General features: G+C 31.5%; 17 protein-coding genes and 1 pseudogene. 4 read left to right on the top strand and 14 right to left on the bottom strand.

Going from position 1 to position 19277, the window contains the following annotated elements:
* Nucleotides 1–203: 203 nt before the first annotated feature.
* The 12 genes from I6U51_RS16525 to recQ form a co-directional block, all read right to left on the bottom strand.
* Nucleotides 204–779 (bottom strand): 4Fe-4S dicluster domain-containing protein, encoded by a 576-nt coding sequence (locus I6U51_RS16525; protein WP_211143679.1) that lies wholly within the window; start codon nt 777–779, stop codon nt 204–206.
* Between the two features lie 5 nt (nt 780–784).
* Nucleotides 785–2161 carry a [FeFe] hydrogenase, group A gene (locus I6U51_RS16520; protein WP_211143678.1) on the bottom strand — a complete coding sequence of 459 codons (1377 nt, stop codon included), beginning with the start codon at nt 2159–2161 and terminating at the stop codon, nt 785–787.
* Between the two features lie 36 nt (nt 2162–2197).
* Entirely contained in the window at nt 2198–2785 is a 588-nt protein-coding gene (locus tag I6U51_RS16515; protein WP_211143677.1) for a 4Fe-4S dicluster domain-containing protein, read from the bottom strand.
* A 159-nt stretch (nt 2786–2944) separates the two neighbouring features.
* A complete protein-coding gene (gene fdhF, locus I6U51_RS16510) occupies nt 2945–5080 on the bottom strand; it encodes a formate dehydrogenase subunit alpha (protein WP_211143676.1) in 2136 nt (711 codons plus the stop codon).
* A gap of 113 nt (nt 5081–5193) precedes the next feature.
* The gene (locus I6U51_RS16505) at nt 5194–5568 is read right to left on the bottom strand and encodes a Na-translocating system protein MpsC family protein (protein WP_211143675.1); all 375 of its coding nucleotides are present in this window, start codon (nt 5566–5568) and stop codon (nt 5194–5196) included.
* A 314-nt stretch (nt 5569–5882) separates the two neighbouring features.
* Nucleotides 5883–7451 (bottom strand): DEAD/DEAH box helicase, encoded by a 1569-nt coding sequence (locus tag I6U51_RS16500; protein WP_211143674.1) that lies wholly within the window; start codon nt 7449–7451, stop codon nt 5883–5885.
* Between the two features lie 228 nt (nt 7452–7679).
* Nucleotides 7680–7847: a zinc-ribbon domain-containing protein gene (locus tag I6U51_RS16495; protein WP_178908889.1), complete on the bottom strand. Its 168-nt coding sequence runs from the start codon at nt 7845–7847 to the stop codon at nt 7680–7682.
* Between the two features lie 236 nt (nt 7848–8083).
* Nucleotides 8084–9796: an HD-GYP domain-containing protein gene (locus I6U51_RS16490; protein WP_211143673.1), complete on the bottom strand. Its 1713-nt coding sequence runs from the start codon at nt 9794–9796 to the stop codon at nt 8084–8086.
* Nucleotides 9797–9859: 63 nt separating this feature from the next.
* Nucleotides 9860–10006: a cyclic lactone autoinducer peptide gene (locus tag I6U51_RS16485; protein ID WP_211143672.1), complete on the bottom strand. Its 147-nt coding sequence runs from the start codon at nt 10004–10006 to the stop codon at nt 9860–9862.
* A 40-nt stretch (nt 10007–10046) separates the two neighbouring features.
* Nucleotides 10047–10535 carry a hypothetical protein gene (locus tag I6U51_RS16480; protein WP_211143671.1) on the bottom strand — a complete coding sequence of 163 codons (489 nt, stop codon included), beginning with the start codon at nt 10533–10535 and terminating at the stop codon, nt 10047–10049.
* A 137-nt stretch (nt 10536–10672) separates the two neighbouring features.
* On the bottom strand, nt 10673–11548 hold the full coding sequence (citG, locus tag I6U51_RS16475) for a triphosphoribosyl-dephospho-CoA synthase CitG (RefSeq protein WP_211143670.1): 876 nt from the start codon (nt 11546–11548) through the stop codon (nt 10673–10675).
* A gap of 32 nt (nt 11549–11580) precedes the next feature.
* Nucleotides 11581–13701 (bottom strand): DNA helicase RecQ, encoded by a 2121-nt coding sequence (gene recQ, locus I6U51_RS16470; protein ID WP_211143669.1) that lies wholly within the window; start codon nt 13699–13701, stop codon nt 11581–11583.
* 330 nt (nt 13702–14031) lie between these two features.
* On the opposite strand from recQ, the gene I6U51_RS25155 reads away from it, so the two are divergent.
* The 4 genes from I6U51_RS25155 (at nt 14032) to I6U51_RS16455 (ending at nt 18884) form a co-directional block, all read left to right on the top strand.
* A complete protein-coding gene (locus I6U51_RS25155) occupies nt 14032–15618 on the top strand; it encodes a sigma-54 interaction domain-containing protein (RefSeq protein ID WP_281395989.1) in 1587 nt (528 codons plus the stop codon).
* Nucleotides 15585–16106 carry an AAA-type ATPase lid domain-containing protein gene (locus I6U51_RS24830; protein WP_246517393.1) on the top strand — a complete coding sequence of 174 codons (522 nt, stop codon included), beginning with the start codon at nt 15585–15587 and terminating at the stop codon, nt 16104–16106. Before I6U51_RS25155 ends, I6U51_RS24830 begins: the two co-directional genes overlap by 34 nt.
* A gap of 170 nt (nt 16107–16276) precedes the next feature.
* On the top strand, nt 16277–17449 hold the full coding sequence (locus I6U51_RS16460) for a MalY/PatB family protein (RefSeq protein ID WP_211143668.1): 1173 nt from the start codon (nt 16277–16279) through the stop codon (nt 17447–17449).
* Between the two features lie 94 nt (nt 17450–17543).
* Nucleotides 17544–18884 (top strand): APC family permease, encoded by a 1341-nt coding sequence (locus tag I6U51_RS16455; RefSeq protein ID WP_211143667.1) that lies wholly within the window; start codon nt 17544–17546, stop codon nt 18882–18884.
* 73 nt (nt 18885–18957) lie between these two features.
* Here the strand turns inward: I6U51_RS16455 and I6U51_RS16450 are convergent.
* A pseudogene (locus tag I6U51_RS16450) lies at nt 18958–19078 on the bottom strand (trehalose operon repressor); the annotation flags it as partial.
* Nucleotides 19078–19277, bottom strand: a 200-nt coding sequence (locus I6U51_RS16445; protein ID WP_211143666.1) for a hypothetical protein, incomplete at its 5' end; no start/stop codon positions are given. The pseudogene I6U51_RS16450 and the gene I6U51_RS16445, both read right to left, overlap by 1 nt.

Here is a 19277-nt window from a genome sequence, read left to right as displayed (position 1 = left end):
TCTTACCACCTTTTTATTAATTGATTATATTTTATAGTTTGTATGAGATTAAACTATCTCATTAATTCTGCATATCTCAAGATAATACTAGATATTAAGCATATTGACACGCCAGATTTAGTTTACTGCTCAGAATCGATTGTATTTTAAAAACTCCAGCTAGCATGCTGGAGTTTTCATATAATAATTCTTAATCTCGATTATTATTTTGCTGTCATACGAGATAATTCTAATGCGCTCTTTTTTCTCTTATCTTTAACTGATTGAGTAAGCTTATCAGATTTAATTATATTAAATGCATTAGTAGGACAAACTTCTACGCAAGCTGGCCCTTTTTCTCTTCCTATACATAAATCGCATTTATTAGCTACTATTTTTTCTTTAAAGCATAACTTTCCAGAATCAATAACCTTTAGTCCTTGCTGTAATACTTTTTCTCCCTTATTATACTCTGAAACTAACTCAATAGCTCCTAAAGGGCATGCTACAAGACAGGTCTTACAACCTATACAAGTTGTCCTATTAATATAAACAACTCCATCCTTATTTGTAATAGAGCCATTTGGACATGCATTGGCACAAGGTGCATCCTCACATTGTCTACACTGAATTGGCGCACTTACCTGGGCAGTTTTTACAACACTTAAACGTGGATAAAATTCAATCTCAGAGCTTTGTGATGTAAATATATTTGTATCAGAGTGAGCTACAACACAGGCAATTTCACAGGTTCTACAACCTATACATTTATTAGGATCTGCAACTACAAAAGTATTCATTACCCTTACTCCTTTCTTGACGTATACTTGGTGTGTAAAAGATGATGAGATTGGTGACCTAATGGCTCACCTAAGAACTCATCATATAATTTTATAATATCAGGATTTTCATGAGATTTTCTTATTTCTAATTTAGAATCATGGTTATAAGTAGAAGCTTTTCTTTGTTTATATGCAATTTCTCTGTGTTCTTCTAGAAGAAGCTTTGGTTGTCCTCCACCACTGATGCAGCCTTCCGGGCAAGTCATTACTTCTATGAAATGGAAATCACATTTTCCTTTTTTAACATCTTCCAATAATGGCACTACATTTTTTAATCCTGAAACTACGGCAACCTTTAATTCCAAACTTCCTACTTCGACGGTAGCTTTTCTTACGCCATTACCTCCCCTAACAAACTCTAAGTCTATGTTAGGAATAGCTTCTTTAGTAATTAGCTCGTACCCCGTTCTTAATGCAGCTTCCATAACACCGCCTGTAACACCAAAAATAGTACCAGCACCAGAATAGTTTCCTAATGCTGAATCAAATTCTTCATCCGGTAAATTATTAAAATCAATTCCCATATCTTTAATTAACTGAGCTAACTCTCTTGTAGTTAAAACTACATCTACATCCTTATATCCACTATCGTTCATCTCTGGTCTGTCGCATTCAAATTGCTTACATGTACACGGCATAATAGCTACACTAAAAATTTTGGCTGGATCTATGTCATCTATTTTAGCTCCATAAGTTTTAAAAAGTACTCCACCCATCTGCTGTGGTGATTTACAGCTTGAAAGATGATTTAGAAGCTCTGGATACTCTTGCTCAGCAAATTTTACCCAAGCAGGACAGCAGGAAGTAAACATCGGTAAATTTTTTCCTTCAGTCACCCTTTGTATTAATTCGCTGCCTTCTTCCATTATAGTCAGATCTGCAGCAAAGTTAGTATCATATACTTTATCAAAATTCAAACGACGAAGTGCTGCTGCCATCTTTCCAGGAGTTAGAGTTCCAAGTGGCATTCCAAATTCTTCTGCTAAAGCAACTCTTACAGCAGGAGCGCATTGCACAAGCTTATGCAGCTTAGGATTAGATAGTGCTTCCTTAACTAGCTTGGCTTGTCCTACATTGTATGCAGCAAAAAGTGGCTCTCTGACGCTTTCTAGTACTCCTCTTTGCTCAAGCTTTTTATTTCTAGGCTCTATATCCTCTTCAAAACTTGAAGCATATACATTGCACATTTGCACACATTGTCCACAAACAACACAGCGATCTGAATTTATAACTTGAGGTTTTCCATCTTCACCTTCTATAGCATTAACAGGGCAAACTTCCGCACAACGTCTGCATCCTGTACATAGCTCCTTATCAATATTAATTATATTTATTGACATATTTAACTTTCCTCTCTTTACAATTGAAGTAATATTCTATTTGTAGTTTTTTACTGTCTCCAATAAACTCAATGCAGCCGCTTTATTACGAGCTTTTTTCTCTTTTTCGGGTGTTACTAGAGTTAGGACTTTCTGAGGACAAGCATTTACACAAACTGGCTTTCCGTTTTCCCTACACAAGTCGCATTTATAAGCAACGCTTTTTACTTTCTCCTTAAGACCATCTTCTCCATCTTCCATTAAGTTGATCTGAATTACTTCTTCTCCGTTATTATATTGAGGCAGTAAATCTATCGCTCCAACAGGACAAGCCATTAGACATGTCTTACAACCTATGCAAGCTTTTTCATCAACTACAATTATGCTGTTTTCTTGCTTAATTGCTCCTACAGGGCATACATTAGCACAAGGTGCATCCTCACACTGTCTACATTGAACTGGCATAGCATAGCCTTCTGCTCTAATAACATTTAATCTTGAAATAATAGGAGTTGTAACAGTTCCAACGGTAGCAACAACATTGTTATTTCCATTATGAACCGCAAAGCATGCTACCTCACAAGCTTTACACCCTATACATTTGTTTGAATTAGCTACAACAAATGAATTAGAAGTTGTTTTCATCTTCACTCCACCTTTCTTAATTTTATATATAAGTTTTAATATTGTGCTTTATTATTACTCTTTTATTTTCAGTCTACATATCCAAAATATTAAATTTTTAGAATTATTATCCACTTATATTAGTATAACATTTCAATACGATATATTACATAAATTTATCTATTTTTTACAATTCATCTGTTTTCTAAGTTTAGCATACTCGTCTCTTACGTACTGTTCTGCCCATTCTTGGTCTTTAATTCTTTCTACCTTTATTGCACAATATTTATATTCAGGTGTTTTTGAGATAGGATCTACATGATCACTTGTTAACTCGTTACATGCTCCTACCCACCACTGATATGTCATATAAGTAGCACCTTTTTTAACTCTATCAGTAATTAATGCTCTTGCTACTATAGTACCTCTACGTGAGCTTATTCTTACCAATTGCTGATCTTCTATTCCAAGTTCTGCTCCATCTTCTATACTCATTTGTATATAACCTGGCTCATCAGCTAACTGTTGTAGTGCACGACAGTTTCCAGTCATTGTTCTTACAGAGTAGTGTCCAACTTCTCTTACAGTTGATAAGCTTAATGGGTACTCCTCATCTGGTAATTCCATAGGAGGTCTCCACTCAGAGGCAAATAATTGTCCTTTACCACTAGGCGTAGTAAACTCATTACCTTCGTATAAGTATGGAGTACCTATATGTTCTTCAGTAGGACAAGGCCATTGAATACTTCCCAATTCGTCAAGCTTCTTATAGCTTGCTCCAGCAAAACTTGGACACAGACTTCTCATTTCATCCCAAATTTCCTCTGTATTTTTATAGCTCATCGGATAACCCATAGCAGTAGCTACTTCGCATATAATCTGCCAGTCAGGTTTTACATCTCCCTTTGGCTCTATTGCTTTTCTAAATCTTTGGAACCCACGGTCAGCAGATGAATATACCCCCTCGTGTTCTCCCCATGCAGTGGCAGGTAATATTACATCAGCATGAAGTGCTGTCTTATTCATAAAAATATCCTGAACTATTACTAATTCTAAATGATCTAGAACTTCTCTTACTTCACCAGCATTAGGATCGCTCTGAACAGGATCTTCTCCAAAAATATAATAAGCCTTAACTTTATCTTCATGTAACGCTAAATGAGGTACCTCTGTTAGCTTATATCCTGGTTTACTTGGAAGCTTAACTCCCCATGCTTTCTCAAATTTTTTTCTTGCTTTATCATCTGTAACATCTTGATATCCTGGGAATACATTAGGAAGTGTCCCCATATCACAAGTACCTTGTACATTATTTTGTCCACGTACTGGTCCAATACCTACGTTAGGTCTTCCGAAGTTACCTGTTAATAATGCTAAGGAAGCCAATCCTTTTACAACGTCAACTGCTTGAGAGAATTGACAAACACCCATTCCATATAAAATCATAGCATTCTTAGCACTTGCATATTCTCTCATAGCCTTTCTAATATCATCTGCACTAACTCCAGTTATTTTTTCAGCATATTCAGGTGTATATTTTTCCACAGAAGCCTTATAGTCTTCAAAACCTTCAACATACTTTTCAACATATTCTTTATCATAAAGATCTTCATTTATTAATACATTACCAAAAGCATTTACTAATGCCATATTTGTACCACCTTTTAAAGGCAGCCATAAATCAGCAATTCTCACTGATTCAGTTATTCTTGGGTCAGTTACAATAATTTTAGCACCCTTTTCTTTAGCCTTAATTATTCTTCTTGCTACAATTGGGTGAGAATCGGCACCATTATATCCAAATACAAATAATAAATCTGTATTTTCTATTTCAGGTATAGAATTAGACATTGCACCATTTCCTAATGAGTAAGCCAGACCGGCTACTGAAGGAGCATGTCAAACTCTTGCGCAGTGATCTATATTATTAGTTCCAATTACTGCTCTCATAAATTTTTGCATCACATAATTTGCTTCATTTCCTGGTCCTCTTGCAGAACCAGTTCCCATAATAGCATCTGGGCCATATTTTTCTTTTATAGCTATTAATCTATCTGCAACAAATCTAATAGCTTCATCCCATGAAACCTCTTCTAATTCTCCATTCTTTCTTATCATAGGTTTTTTTAGTCTAGCAGTTAAAATCTGAGGATCATTTAAGAAGTCCCATCCATAATATCCCTTTAAGCATAAGTTCCCTTCATTAGTTCTTCCATCTGCTGCTTCAGCTCTTATTATCTGTCCATCTTCAACAACTAGATACATTTTGCATCCAGTACCACAATAAGGACAAACCGTTAACACCTTTTCTTCCATTTCTATTGCACTCCTTAATAATTAAATTTACAGAATTTATACAAAATAAAAAAGCCAGTACAAAGTGCGTTATCACACATGTACTGGCTTATTAAAAGCTAAAATATTTAAAACTAAACATTCTTCTTTTTAATCGAACCATCGTTTATTAACTTTAAAAATATAATTATTGTTCTATTATTACTTTCTAAATCACGTATTTGCCAATTATACTCAAATCTTTTCCCAACTACTTCATAAGCTTCCTCTAGAAACTGCTTCTCAAGATGAGGCTTCATTATCTTCCAATAATCTTTTACTATATCAACAGCACCTTCCTTAACTAGGATTTCTGATAAATTTGAAAGAATACCATTTATATGTATAGTTATAATATCATTCTCTATTTTAACTTTAACACATTCTGGCCCTTTTCCTCTATAATGCTTTATGATTTTAGTTGCTAATTTTCGTATATTTTCTTGCAATTGGAACTTTTCATCGGACATAATAAAACCTCAATTTAATTAGTTATCCTATTTCAAAATGTATTATATAGTAATTCATCTATAATTACAAAACTCATATATCCTAACTACAGTTTGTTCATAACATTTTCTTGCATCTTAAATATTATTATGCCATGAAACTTATTAATATCATACCCTATATTTTAACTCGGTCTTTATTCTTGGTCAAATATATATATTATTGAATATTTATATTTTCTAATTATATTTCTGCAAGTTTCTGTATAATGCTATGAATTTCTCGCTATTTATTGACACTTAATAATACTTTCCTAATTAATTTCAAAAATATATTATCTTTTCTTAGAAATCTCAATTTTAACTCTTCTTCCAGAGAGATTTTTACCAGTACAATACTTAATTATAGAATCTACTGCTCCTTCATTTACATTAACAAATGAAAACTTTTCAAGAATATCTATATCTCCGATATCTTCTTTACTTATATTGGCAGTCTCGCTAAGGAATTGGACTAATTGTTTAGGATTAAGTCTATCCATACGCCCTACTGTTAAAAACAATCTAGTGTAGTTAGAAGTTGAACCTATATCATTTTTTGTATAATCGTAACTTACTTCTCTATCATAAATCATATTCAGCAAGGCTGCTGCTACATCAACAAGATTAAAGTCATCATCAAGTTCAGCAGCTAATGGAACAAATCTTTTATACTCTTCATCTTCTAGCGTTTCTTTTACCTTTACCAATATGCTTTTATACTTTGATTCAAATATTTCATCAACTGTTGGAATATCTTTTCTCTTTATCTTTCCTTTTGTAGCTTTTTCAATTTGCTTAAGAGCCATATATTCTCTAGCGGTAACAAGAGTATATGCTACTCCCTCCCTTTTAGCTCTTCCAGTTCTGCCGATTCTATGAACATAGGACTCTGTATCCTGTGGAAGGTCATAATTAATGACATGTGTTACATTTTCAACGTCTATTCCCCTAGCAGCAACATCTGTAGCTGCTAAAAAATCAAGATTACCTTCTTTAAACTTCTTTAAAGTATTCAATCTTTGATTTTGATTCATATCTCCATGCATACCTTCTACGTTATAACCTCTTGCCTGCATAGATTCTACTAATTCATCTACCCCTCTTTTAGTTTTACAAAAAATTATTGCAGTAGAAGGTTCTTCAACATCTAGTATTCTACAAAGAGACTCAAATCTATCCTTTTGCTTAATTTCATAATAATACTGATGAACGGTAGACACGGTCATTTCATTCTTTACAATGGATATATGCTTAGTATCCTTTTTCATATACCTTTGAGCCAGCTTTTTAATTTCACTCGGCATTGTAGCAGAAAATAACATCGTCTGCCTCTCTTTACTGCAATTCTTGATTACTTCTTCTATATCATCAATAAAACCCATGTTGAGCATTTCGTCAGCCTCATCAAGTACAAAAAATTTAATATTGCTAAGGTCTATGACTCTCCTTCTCATTAGGTCTAATACCCTTCCAGGAGTACCAACTACTATATCTATTCCTCTTTTTAAAGCCTTAATTTGCCTATCAATGGGCTGACCACCGTAAACTGGCAGTAATTTTACCTTTACATATTTAGCTATGCGATTCAACTCATCATTAACCTGAATTGCCAACTCCCTTGTAGGCGTCAATATAATCGTATTTATTTTTCCTTCTGATTTAACCATACTACTTAGTATTGGAGCCCCAAAGGCAAGTGTTTTACCAGTTCCAGTCTGTGCCTGACCAATAACATCAAATCCTTCTAAAAGAACAGGTATTACTTCTGCTTGAATCTTAGATGGTTCCTCAAAACCCATATCATCTATTGATTTAAGCACATCTTCTCTAAGCCCTAAATCAGAAAACTTTTTATCTCCCATTAATTTCACTCCTTTAATCTACCATTACTGTACTAATAGTATTTACCTATTAGTAAAAATTCATTATGTATTGTTCATCAATTTTAACTAAAGTTATTAGTTCTATTTCTTATATAATAATTTTTTACAACATCTTGTAATTCTATTTATATTATTAATAAACTATATATTTACACTACAAAAAACCCTATAAGAGATATCTCTTATAGGGTTTATCAACAAATTCAATTATCTTCTAAATCCTCTGTTGTTGTTTTGTTGTTTTCTAGCTCTTCTACAATCTGGACATCTTTGTGGTTCATTTTCGAAACCTTTTTCTTTGTAGAAAGCTTGCTCGCCTTCAGTGAAAACAAACTCTTTTTCGCAATCTTTACAAACTAAAGTCTTATCTGCCATTTCAACATTCCTCCTTATAATTTAAGATTAAGATTAAGATTTAAAGCTGATTCACATAACTTCCTAAAAAAGAGGAGATGTTGTCAACAATATTAAATCCTTTATGTTGTAATTACTAAACTCACAACTATTTTAGTTTAACATAGATGTAAGCAATAAGCAATAGTTTTATATAATAATTTTTTGTATATATTAACATTTCATTATTAATTAGATGAAATTTATCAATTCTAACTTTACTTTTCGCTGAACAAAGTTAAATTGTCAAATTTATCTTTATTCTCTTCAACCACTTTAATAAATATCTCTGCAATACCAGGATCAAATTGGCTTCCGCTGCATCTTTTAAGTTCTAAAATAGCATCCTCATACGTTTTTCTTATACCATATGGTCTATTTGAAGTCATTGCATCAAAGCTGTCTACTACTGTTAGTACTCTTGCAAGATATGGTATTGACTTTTCCTTTAACTGCATAGGATATCCTGTTCCATCATAGCGTTCATGATGGTGTAAAATTAAAGGTACTATATCTTTTAAAGATTCAACAGACTCAATAAGTTCTACTCCATTTGCAGGATGTTGTTTTAGTATCTCCCATTCATCTTTATTTAACGTCATTTTTTTATTAAGGATCTCTTTAGAAATATTTATTTTCCCTATATCATGTAAATATGCTCCATATTTTAAGGTTTTTTTCTCTTCGTCGGTAAGTTCTAGTCTATTTCCTAGTAACTTAGCAAACATAACAACTCTTTCAATATGACCATACGTGTATCTATCTTTTGCATTTATTACACTTATTAATGTCTTTATGGATGTAATTAAATCTATATGTTCTGCTTCAATATCCTCTTTCAGCTCTTCAATTACAGAATAATAGGTTTCAACTCTATTTTTATTAAAAAACTTCGCCCTATAAAGTGCATCATCTGCACTATTTACTAGCTCCATTTCATTTTTTGCTTTAATTGGAAAGGTAGACACACCTACTGATATTGTAATATTTCCTTTAGGCTGGTCTTTTTCACCTTCGAATTTCCACATTTCTACTGCTGCTCTAATTCGTTCAGCAACTACCAATGCATCATTTTCATCTGTATCTGGTAATATAATAGAAAATTCTTCTCCACCATATCTAGCAACAATATCACTTTCTCTTACATTATTCTTTAGTATATAGCCTATCTTTTTTAAAACTTCATCACCTTTTTGGTGTCCATGGATATCATTGTAATGCTTAAAATAGTCAATATCAGCTATAATTAATGAAACTGGCAGCTTTGACTGTTCTGCTTGTACAATTATTTCCTTTAAAGTATCATGAAAAAATCTATGATTATAAATTTCAGTTAATCCATCTATATTGGCTAAATTGGACAAGCCTTCAGCGTATTCATCTTCAATTTTCACATAATACCCCAGTAACCAAGAGGTTATAATGAAAATTCCACATAGAATTAAATCATTCTCAAAATATTGATTAATATCTACATTAGGTACATAAATCAAATCTATGCTTAACACTATAGTTGATGCTACACAAGCTATTATAATTCCATGCTTTATTCCAGATTGTATTGTTGATGTTATTATAATAAATAAAAATAAAATTTTATATTGACTTACATGGGCACCAGATGAAATTACTAAAACTGTAAATATTAAAATAAACATAAAATTTTCAATTGTATGTATAATTTTAATATATTTTACATCTATTTTGTTTATAGAAAAAATTAACCATATGGCATATATCATTGCTATCACAGAGACTGATGTTCCTATTGAAGGTCCGTCTAAAAACTCAATTGCTGACCTACCATTAATATTACTACTATCAAAGTAATTTTTAAAAATTATAATACCACATAGCAACAACGATATCAGCTTTACAATACATATAATTTCATATACTTTTTTTTGCCTATTATTTATGATTTTATTCATATTTTTCACCTATTGTATTTTAAAATTATCAATAATATAAAGGCCGAAAAGTCGACCTTTATATTATTCGTCTCTTAAACACCTTGGCTCTTTTGGCTGATGAAAGCACCATGCACAAGCAGATGCTGATGTTGAAAGCGCAAAGAATGTAAAGAAAGAAGTTGCTAACATTAGAACCCCTTTAAGTATTTTGTTTTGACTGTTTTTCATTATTTTTCCTCCCCAATTTAAAAGAATATTTTTTATATTATTAAATATGCTTTCTACTAGAAATATTTTTAGTTGTTCTTTCTAAATACAAATTTTTATAAGCTATTACAACTATAATGATAAAAAACAATAATAAAGAAGGAATACCATATAATAATTTCTTTAATGGATCTTTAAATATAACATTAATATCTAATTTTAGTATATTTGTTAGTACATATACATTGAGCCATTCAGCTGCAAAAAGTATAATAACTAAAATTAAACCTGATGATGCAGATTTAATAATATTAAGCTCATTAATAGATGCCATTACTAAAACATAGCCTACAAGAAGTATTATAGTGTGTACACCAAAGTGTATTGGAAGCATTCTTATTAAATAAGCAACCATTGATAACAAAACAGTAGATATAAAAAAAGGTTTTACGCATATATTTTTTTTACAAAATGCATGTGCTCCTAAAACGAATATAAATGCCTCTGGTAAAGACCTTAAAAAGAACTCTATTATAGATAATTTCAACATAACTTACCTCATATTATAAAATGTACTAAATATTTTACACTTTAGATAATTATACCATTAAATCCTATATTCGTGAATATTGAAATATAGAAATTCACTAGAATATTTAATACTTATAATCTGTTAATTCTAATTAATTATCTGTATTTATTCATGTATTCTTCTACAAGATACAAAAATACTGTTACTCCTAGTAGGTCTGCACTTCCCCCCGGACTTATATTTCTTTTTATAAATTCCTCACATAATCTATTTATACTATCCCTACCATCTGAAGTTTTCATTCCACCAAGCTTTATTATATCTCTTGATTTTTCTTTAACTTCTTCTAGAACCTTAGGAGAATGCCTATATATTATAGTGGAATCATCGCAAATTTGCATTATACCAATAAGTGTATGAACCAATCTATCGTTAATACTTAAATCTCCATTTTGTTTATAAAAGTCTAAAGAGAAATCGAAAACCGTGGGCATTCCCCTCTCTACTTCTCCTCGTACTCCCTCAGTTTTATATTTAAGAAATAGCTTTTCACCATGACTTAGCTTATCTTTTTCTTTTAAGGTAAAAAGTTCACTCTTCACTATACCTTTAGTCATTTCCTTTATAATACTTTGTACTTGTTTAAAGTCTTTTTCCTCATAAATAGCTTTTCCTACCGCTGCGCATGCTACTCCCATCAAGAAAAGCATACCTTTATGCGTGTTTACTCCTCCTGTTTTAAAAAACATATCTTTTTCGGCTTCTACGCCTATTTTTCTAATATTATTAAATATTTCTTCGTTGGATTTATCTTCCAATCCTTCCTGAACAAATAGTGTTAAGTATTTGCTTAACGCAGATGTACTATCAACAAATGTAAAGAAGTTCATGTCCTTATGAGCCCCTGAAGATATAGGGGATACCAAGCCCGGTGATGGATAACAGGAAACTTCATATATCATAGCTTGAACTGCAAAACTGCTAATTGTCATTGAGATTTCATTTATAGTAAATATTCTTTTGTTTTTCATCATATCTCTCCATATATTATTTCTAAGACTATCTAATTAATATTTGCTTTATACCAAACTGCTTTTATAGACATATAATCCACTTCCTGTGGAAGAGCATCCTTTATTGGCTTTAACTTGTTTCCTCCTATATTTTTTATAGCCTCTAATATCAAATTCTCATAAGGTTTTTGTATAAAATCATCTATATTTATTTCTATTCCATCCATTAAACATTTAAATATGTGATCTTGTATAGTAGTAATACCTAGCCCTCTTTCCTTAGATATATCCTTTAAACTCTTTCCCTCTTTATACAAATTGTATGTTACCATATGAGTTTTTATCTTTTCTATTTTTTCTGAAAGCTCTTTTTCTTCTTTAATATTCGATTTTAAATTATTTTCCTTCATATATTTACATATAGCTTCTAAAAAATATTTCCCATATACCTCTGCTTTTCTCTCTCCTACTCCCTTAATTAAAAGTAAAGACTCTAAATCTGATGGCATATATTCGCTCATTTCCTTAAGGGTTGAATCATGAAAAATCATAAAAGGTGGAATATTTTCTTTTAATGAAATTTCTTTTCTTAATGCTGATAAGACAGCAAATAATTCGTTATCTATCTTTACAGCTTTTTGAACCTTACTTATCTTCATAAATACTTTTTCTTGATTCTTTAATACTGCATAGGAGTTAGGCTTTAATTTTACTACTGGATATGCATCATCTGTAATAGATAAATATTCATCAGCTATTAGTTTATTTATTAATGATGATATTTGTTTCTGAGTAAATTCCTTCATTATCCCATAAGTAGAAAGCCTATCTAAAGAAGCGGATAAAACCTTTTTATTCTCTGAACCCTTAAGCACATCAGCTATCATATTTACTCCAAATCGTTCTTTCATTCTATAAACACAAGAAAAAATTTTCTGAGCCTCTAAAGTAATGTCTTTTTCTTCTCTAGTATCATTGCAATTACTGCAGTTTCCGCAGTTTTCCATCACTTCTATTTCGCCAAAATACTGAAGAATATAAGCTCTAAGGCACTTTGAAGTATAACAATAATCTACCATAACTCTGAGTTTATTATATTCATAATTCTTTCTTTCCTCAGACATATTGCTCTCATCTATAAAATATTTCTGGACTTGGATATCTTTTGGCGAAAATAGAATAATACATTCACTGTCCTCGCCATCTCTTCCTGCACGTCCTGCTTCTTGATAATATGCCTCCATATTTTTAGGAATATTGTAATGTATAACGTATCTTACATTAGACTTGTCTATTCCCATACCAAAGGCATTAGTTGCAACAATAATATCTATATTATCAAAGGAAAAGTCCTCTTGAACTTGATTCCTTTGATTTTCACTTAAGCCAGCATGATATACTCCTACTTTATATCCTTTTTGATTAAGCTTACTATATAGACTTTCTGCCTCTTTTCTTGTAGAGGTATATATGATTCCAATTTTACTTTTATTGTTTGCTATATATTCCTTTAAAAAGTTATCTTTATCTTCACCCTTTATAACTGTAAAACTCAAATTTTTTCTATCAAAGCCAGTTACAAATACCTTGGGATTTGATAAATCTAAAAGCTCTAACATATCCTTCCTTACCACCTCGGTAGCTGTAGCCGTAAAAGCTGCTACTACTGGTCTCTTGGAAAGTTTGTTTATAAATGAACTAATTCTTCTATAGCTTGGTCTAAAATCATGGCCCCACTGGGATACACAATGTGCTTCATCTACTGCTATAAGTGGAATGTTCAACTCCCTTAAAAGATTACAAAAACTTTCTGATTCTAATCTTTCTGGCGCAATATAAATAAGCTTATATTTTCCGCTTCTAGCATAAAATAGAGTTTCTTGAAGCTCTAAATTATCTAATGAGCTATTTATATAAGCTGCCTCTATTCCAATTTCTCTTAGATAGTCAACTTGATCCTTCATAAGAGATATTAAAGGTGATATTACTATAGTTATGCCTTCCATTAACAATGCTGGTATCTGAAAACATATAGATTTTCCTGCTCCTGTAGGCATAATAGCTAAAGTATCCTTGCCTTTTAATATACTTTCTACTATTTGTTCTTGAGCAACTCTAAATTCAGAGTATCCATAATATTTTTTTAAAATCTCTCTTGATTTTTGCAACATTTTATATATACTCCCTTATTACTTAGTTAAAGATACATAATCAAGAATAAATAGTTTTAGATAATTGCCTAAAACTATTCATTCTTTGCTTTATTATATATTGTATCATATCTGCATTATATCCACTTTATAAATTAAATAACCCATTAAAAGCTTCTTAGTATACATAATATCCAATCCCCTCCGCTAAACCCATACCAAAAATATAGAATGTACTATTATCTATTTTATAAATTCCAGTATAAAGCTTATTATAGTAGTATAAACCAGTAGACATAACAAGACTATCTAAGTAAAATATTATTAAATTGTGATTAGGAGGAAAAACTTATGTCAAAGGTAATTGCAATAGTCGCATTTGCATCTGAAGTTGTAAAATTTTATTGCAAACAATTAAATGAATTATTCGGCGAACTTATTAGAGTCGAAACTTATTCCTTTGAGGATAACAATATAGATAAAATTGTACATGCAGATATGTTTTTAATATCTACCTATTCTATTTATCAAACAATAAAAAAAATCATCCCTAACGAAAGTGAAATTGTAATACCAAACATAACCTTGTCAAAAGAAGGGCTCAGTCAAATAATGAACATTCCTCATGAAACTAAGGCTATGTTAGTTAATTTAAGTGTAGAAATGTGTATTGAAACAATATCACTAATCTATCAGTTAGGCGCTAATCATATTGAATTAGTCCCATTCTACCCAGGCATGAAGGATACACCAAATCTTGATTTAGCAATAACTCCTGGTGAAGCAAGATACGTCCCTAGTAATGTAAGCACAATACTAGATATAGGCCATAGGTTGTTGGATACATCCACGATAATTGAAATTGCTTTAAAGCTTAAACTTGAACATTTGCTTCAAAATAATAATTTTAAAAACTATTTCAATTGTATAGCAACAAATAGCTATAGCTTAGAAGAGTTAACGGGTAAAACAAATAGACTTGAAACTCAATTTGATATACTTCTTGAAGTATTAGATAGAGGGGTAATAGGAGTAAACGCTCAAGGATTAATTTTTGCATGTAATAACAGCGCTGAAAAAATTATTAATATGAGAAAAAATTCTTTAATAGGAAAAGTGCTCAAGACTATACTTCCTGAAGTTCCTTTTGATTATACATTAAATACTTTTGAATCGATAAAATCAAAGCTAATAAAAATAAATGATACTTATATAAATCTTAATATTCAGCCAGTCATATGTTCTAATAAATATATTGGCGCTTTTGTCATTCTTCAAAAATTTAAAGATACAGAACATCAACAACATAAGCTCAGACTTCAGCTTTTAAATAAAGGACATATAGCAAAATATACTTTTGACAATATAATAGGAAAAAGTTCTACAATAGTTAAAACAAAAGAAATTGCTAAGAAAATGTCCAAAGCTGATTCCTCAGTTTTAATTACGGGCGAAAGTGGCACGGGAAAAGAACTTTTTGCCCAGGCAATACACAACAGTTCAAATAGAAAGGAGTATCCCTTTGTTGCCGTTAACTGTGCAGCTATACCTGAAAATCTTCTTGAGAGTGAGCTTTTTGGATATGAAGGTGGCGCTTTTACAGGAGCTAAAAAAGGTGGGAAACTAGGTCTGTTTGAATTTGCACACATGGGAACCCTATTTTTAGATGAGATAGGCGAAATGAGTTTAAACCTTCAAGCAAAATTACTAAGAATCTTACAAGAAAAAGAATTTGTACGTATTAGCGGAAATAGCGTTATAAAAGTTGATGTTAGAGTGATTGCTGCTACTAATAGAGATTTAAAGCAGCTGGTGCAAGAAGGTACCTTTAGAAAAGATCTTTATTATAGGCTTAATGTTCTTCCTCTAACTATCCCCCCCTTAGTCATAGAGGTGAAGATATTTTGCTTCTTATTGAAAAATTCAAAAATGATTTAAATAGTCACTTTACACTAACACCTGAAGCAGTTGACGCTTTTTTAAACTACTCTTGGGACGGAAACATAAGAGAGCTAAATAACTATGTTGAGTACCTAACATATTTAGGCGATGATAAAATTTGTGTAAGTGATTTACCTTTTAAATTACAAACTAGCAAAAATAATAGTTATAAAACTATTGAAAGTGAAGATACTCATTTTGAGGACTTTAAGCGATTTACTAAAAATAGAACTGATGAATATTTATTTGTACTTAATCAATTGGCTATAAATTATACAAATAGAACTACAATAGGACGAAAATCTATTTCTAAAGCTTCTGAAAATGCAAACATTTTTTTAACTGAACAGGAAGTTAGAAATATCCTTGTAAACCTTGAAAATTTTAAGCTAGCTAGAGTTTTAAAAGGTAGAGGCGGAAGTAAAATAACAGAATTAGGCCTTAGCCTTTTAGATAAAATAAAAATGGGTCAAATGGAGTTTTAATATATCCACTTGACCCATTTATTTTCTTAATTATATTACTTTTTCACGTAAATGATTACATTTTCCGTACAAAATACTTTGGCATATTAATTGCTTATACTATAAATGTATTTGCAAATACATTAAATTATATTATTAAAATTAAAAAGGACATTTAGGGAGGAACAAAAATGAAGTATAACTTTGATGAAATTATTGACAGAAAAAATAACTATTCTGCTAAGTATGATGAATTAAAACTTAAATTTGGAAAAGATGACTTAATACCTATGTGGGTTGCTGATATGGATTTTAAAACAGCACAACCTATTATTGATGCAATTAAAGACAGAGTAGAGCAAGGAATATATGGATATACATCAAGACCAAATTCTTATTATGAATCAGTTAGTGAGTGGTTGAATAAAAGACATGGCTGGGATGCTGATAGTAAATGGATGATTCATAGTCCAGGAGTAGTTCCAACATTAAGCATATTAGTTAAAGAATTTACAGAGCCTGGTGATAAAATAATAATTCAAGATCCTGTTTATTATCCATTTTTTGATGTAGTAAGAAATAACGGCAGAGAATTAGTGCTTAATACATTAAAATTAGTAGATGGAAATTATGTAATGGATTATGAGGGACTTGAAGAAGCAGCTAAAGCAGGAGCAAAGATGCTTATTTTATGTAATCCTCATAATCCTGTAGGACGTGTATGGACTAGAGAGGAATTAGTAAAGCTTGGAGACATTTGCTTAAAATATGGTGTTAGAGTTATTTCTGATGAAATACATTCAGATCTTATATATAAAAACAACAAACATATTCCATTTGCAATGATTTCAGAAGAATTTTGTAAAAATACTATAACATGTGTTGCTCCGAGTAAGACATTCAATCTTGCAGGTCTACAAGCTTCACTTGTAATTTTCCCTATAAAAGAGGAAAGAGAAAAGTTTGATAATATATTAGGTGCACTTGATATAAAGAGAAATAGTCCTTTTAGTGTTGTGGCAACTGAAGCAGCATATAGACATGGAGAAGAGTGGCTTGAGCAGCTTTTAGAATATTTAGAGGCAAATATTGATTATATATATGATTACTGTAAGTTAAATATACCTAATATAAAACCTAATAAACCGCAAGGAACATATCTTGTTTGGTTTGATTGTAGAGAGCTTGGAATGAATAGTGAAGAATTAAGCAAGTTTATGATTGAGGAAGTAGGAGTTGCCATGGATGATGGCTTCTGGTTTGGTTCCATGGGCGAAGGATATGTAAGAATGAATATTGCATGTCCAAGATCAATAATTGAACAAGCTTTAGAAAGGCTAAAAACAGCTATAGAAAAATTATAAAAGTATCATATTTATTGGGGACTTAATTGAAATTATGAAATACTAACTTAAACAATATAAAATAAAAATCATTTGATTATAGGAGGAAGTTTACATGAGTGAAACTCAGAAACAGCAACTGGCAAAAAGCATGAATGCATTTCAAGGTATAATGTATGTAATCGGTTTGGTAATTGGTTCTGGAGTTTTCTTAAAGCCAGCAGTAGTATTAAGAAACATGGATTCTACAGGTGGAGCAATTTTCATGTGGGTTTTTGGAGGTATAATTACAATAGCCGCTGCACTTACTGTTGCAGAAATTGCTGGATACATCCCTAAGGTTGGTGGAATGTATACCTATCTATCGGAATTATATAATGATACTATTGGTTATTTATTTGGTTGGGTAGGAAATTTAATAAATTGTCCTGGATCTTCTGCTGCACTTGCAATAGCTTGCGCAACCTTTGCAACATTCTTTGTGCCAATGAGCGCTATACAACAAAAATGCTTTGCTATATCTTTAGTAGTGCTGCTAGTTATAGCACAAATAATTTCAACTAAATATGGTGTTTGGCTCCAAACTGTAGCAACAATAGGTAAACTTGTTCCAATTGCAGTTATAGCTATCTTTGGTTTAATTAATGGAACTGCACATGATATAAGTTTTGCATCAGTAGGACATATAAAAAGCGCTGGTGCTGGTGTTGCATTGCTTGGTGTATTATGGGCATATGATGGATGGCTTAGCTGTTGCACACTAGCCGCTGATATGAAAGAACCTGAAAAGAATATACCTAAAGCTATAATCATAGGGATATCATTTGTTATGCTAGTATATGTTGCATTTAATATAGCCATCTTCAATGTATTACCAGGACCTACTGCAGCTATTTCTGAAAGAATAGGTGTAGATACATGTCAGAAGCTTTTTGGTCCTAGCGGTGCCACTTTTATAACAATTGGAATGATGCTTTCCGTATTTGGAGCTTTGAATGGTATGTTAACTTGCGGTTCAAGGTACACTTTTGCAATGGGACAACGTAACCATCTTCCAGCAGCTAAAACATTTTCTGCTATACACCCTAAATTAGGTACTCCTATTAATGCATTAATATTCCAGGGCGTAGTTGCAATATTATATATATTATCAGGCACATTTAACTCAATAACAGATTTAATTGTATTTGCTTTGTGGATTTTCTATACTTTGGGTGTTATAAGCATATTTATCCTTAGAAAGAGAATGCCTCGTAATCCAAAACTTTATCATGTCCCACTATATCCTATAGTTCCTCTTATAGGCATAGCAGGGGGAGTTTACTTAATGGTTTCTACGCTTAAAGATTCACCTACTAGTGCTCTATTGGGAATAGGTCTTACTTTATTAGGATTACCAGTGTATTACTATTGCAAAAGCAAAAATAAAGATCAATCTACTAAAATTGATGCATAAAATATCTCTCCATATATAAGTAACAAAATAAGAAGGGAATTTCGCATTCTCTTCTTATTTTATTACTTATATTTTATTTTCTCCTAGCAAAGTCCACAAATCTAAACTTATCTGGTCTATGTCTAAATTCGATATATTGAAACAGACTCATATCATCTAAATATATATAGTTTTTTTACTACTACTATCATATTTATATAAATAAGAAAACACCAAGCATACGCTTAGTGTTTCTATCATTACCTAGCGACAATCTACTCTTCCACACAGTCTCCCCTGCAGTACCATCGGCACTGTGAAGCTTAGCCAACCTGTTAGGAATGGGTATGTTACTTACTTTTTTACATAAATAAAAAACACCAAGCATATGCTCAGTGTTTTTACTATTACCTG

The organism is Clostridium aciditolerans (assembly GCF_016316925.1).
Lineage (GTDB): Bacteria > Bacillota > Clostridia > Clostridiales > Clostridiaceae > Clostridium_AM > Clostridium_AM aciditolerans.
This window is presented reverse-complemented; position numbering and strand designations above follow the sequence as displayed.

What these genes read in the sequence shown, in the direction of transcription:
- I6U51_RS16520 (WP_211143678.1), bottom strand. Translation starts at nt 2,161, where the DNA reads ATGTCAATAAATATAATTAATATTGATAAGGAGCTATGTACAGGATGC.
- I6U51_RS16505 (WP_211143675.1), bottom strand. Translation starts at nt 5,568, where the DNA reads ATGTCCGATGAAAAGTTCCAATTGCAAGAAAATATACGAAAATTAGCA.
- I6U51_RS25155 (WP_281395989.1), top strand. Translation starts at nt 14,032, where the DNA reads ATGTCAAAGGTAATTGCAATAGTCGCATTTGCATCTGAAGTTGTAAAA.
- citG (WP_211143670.1), bottom strand. Translation starts at nt 11,548, where the DNA reads ATGAAAAACAAAAGAATATTTACTATAAATGAAATCTCAATGACAATT.
- I6U51_RS16495 (WP_178908889.1), bottom strand. Translation starts at nt 7,847, where the DNA reads ATGGCAGATAAGACTTTAGTTTGTAAAGATTGCGAAAAAGAGTTTGTT.
- recQ (WP_211143669.1), bottom strand. Translation starts at nt 13,701, where the DNA reads ATGTTGCAAAAATCAAGAGAGATTTTAAAAAAATATTATGGATACTCT.
- I6U51_RS16500 (WP_211143674.1), bottom strand. Translation starts at nt 7,451, where the DNA reads ATGGGAGATAAAAAGTTTTCTGATTTAGGGCTTAGAGAAGATGTGCTT.
- I6U51_RS16480 (WP_211143671.1), bottom strand. Translation starts at nt 10,535, where the DNA reads ATGTTGAAATTATCTATAATAGAGTTCTTTTTAAGGTCTTTACCAGAG.
- I6U51_RS16485 (WP_211143672.1), bottom strand. Translation starts at nt 10,006, where the DNA reads ATGAAAAACAGTCAAAACAAAATACTTAAAGGGGTTCTAATGTTAGCA.
- I6U51_RS16525 (WP_211143679.1), bottom strand. Translation starts at nt 779, where the DNA reads ATGAATACTTTTGTAGTTGCAGATCCTAATAAATGTATAGGTTGTAGA.
- I6U51_RS16515 (WP_211143677.1), bottom strand. Translation starts at nt 2,785, where the DNA reads ATGAAAACAACTTCTAATTCATTTGTTGTAGCTAATTCAAACAAATGT.
- I6U51_RS16455 (WP_211143667.1), top strand. Translation starts at nt 17,544, where the DNA reads ATGAGTGAAACTCAGAAACAGCAACTGGCAAAAAGCATGAATGCATTT.
- I6U51_RS16460 (WP_211143668.1), top strand. Translation starts at nt 16,277, where the DNA reads ATGAAGTATAACTTTGATGAAATTATTGACAGAAAAAATAACTATTCT.
- I6U51_RS16490 (WP_211143673.1), bottom strand. Translation starts at nt 9,796, where the DNA reads ATGAATAAAATCATAAATAATAGGCAAAAAAAAGTATATGAAATTATA.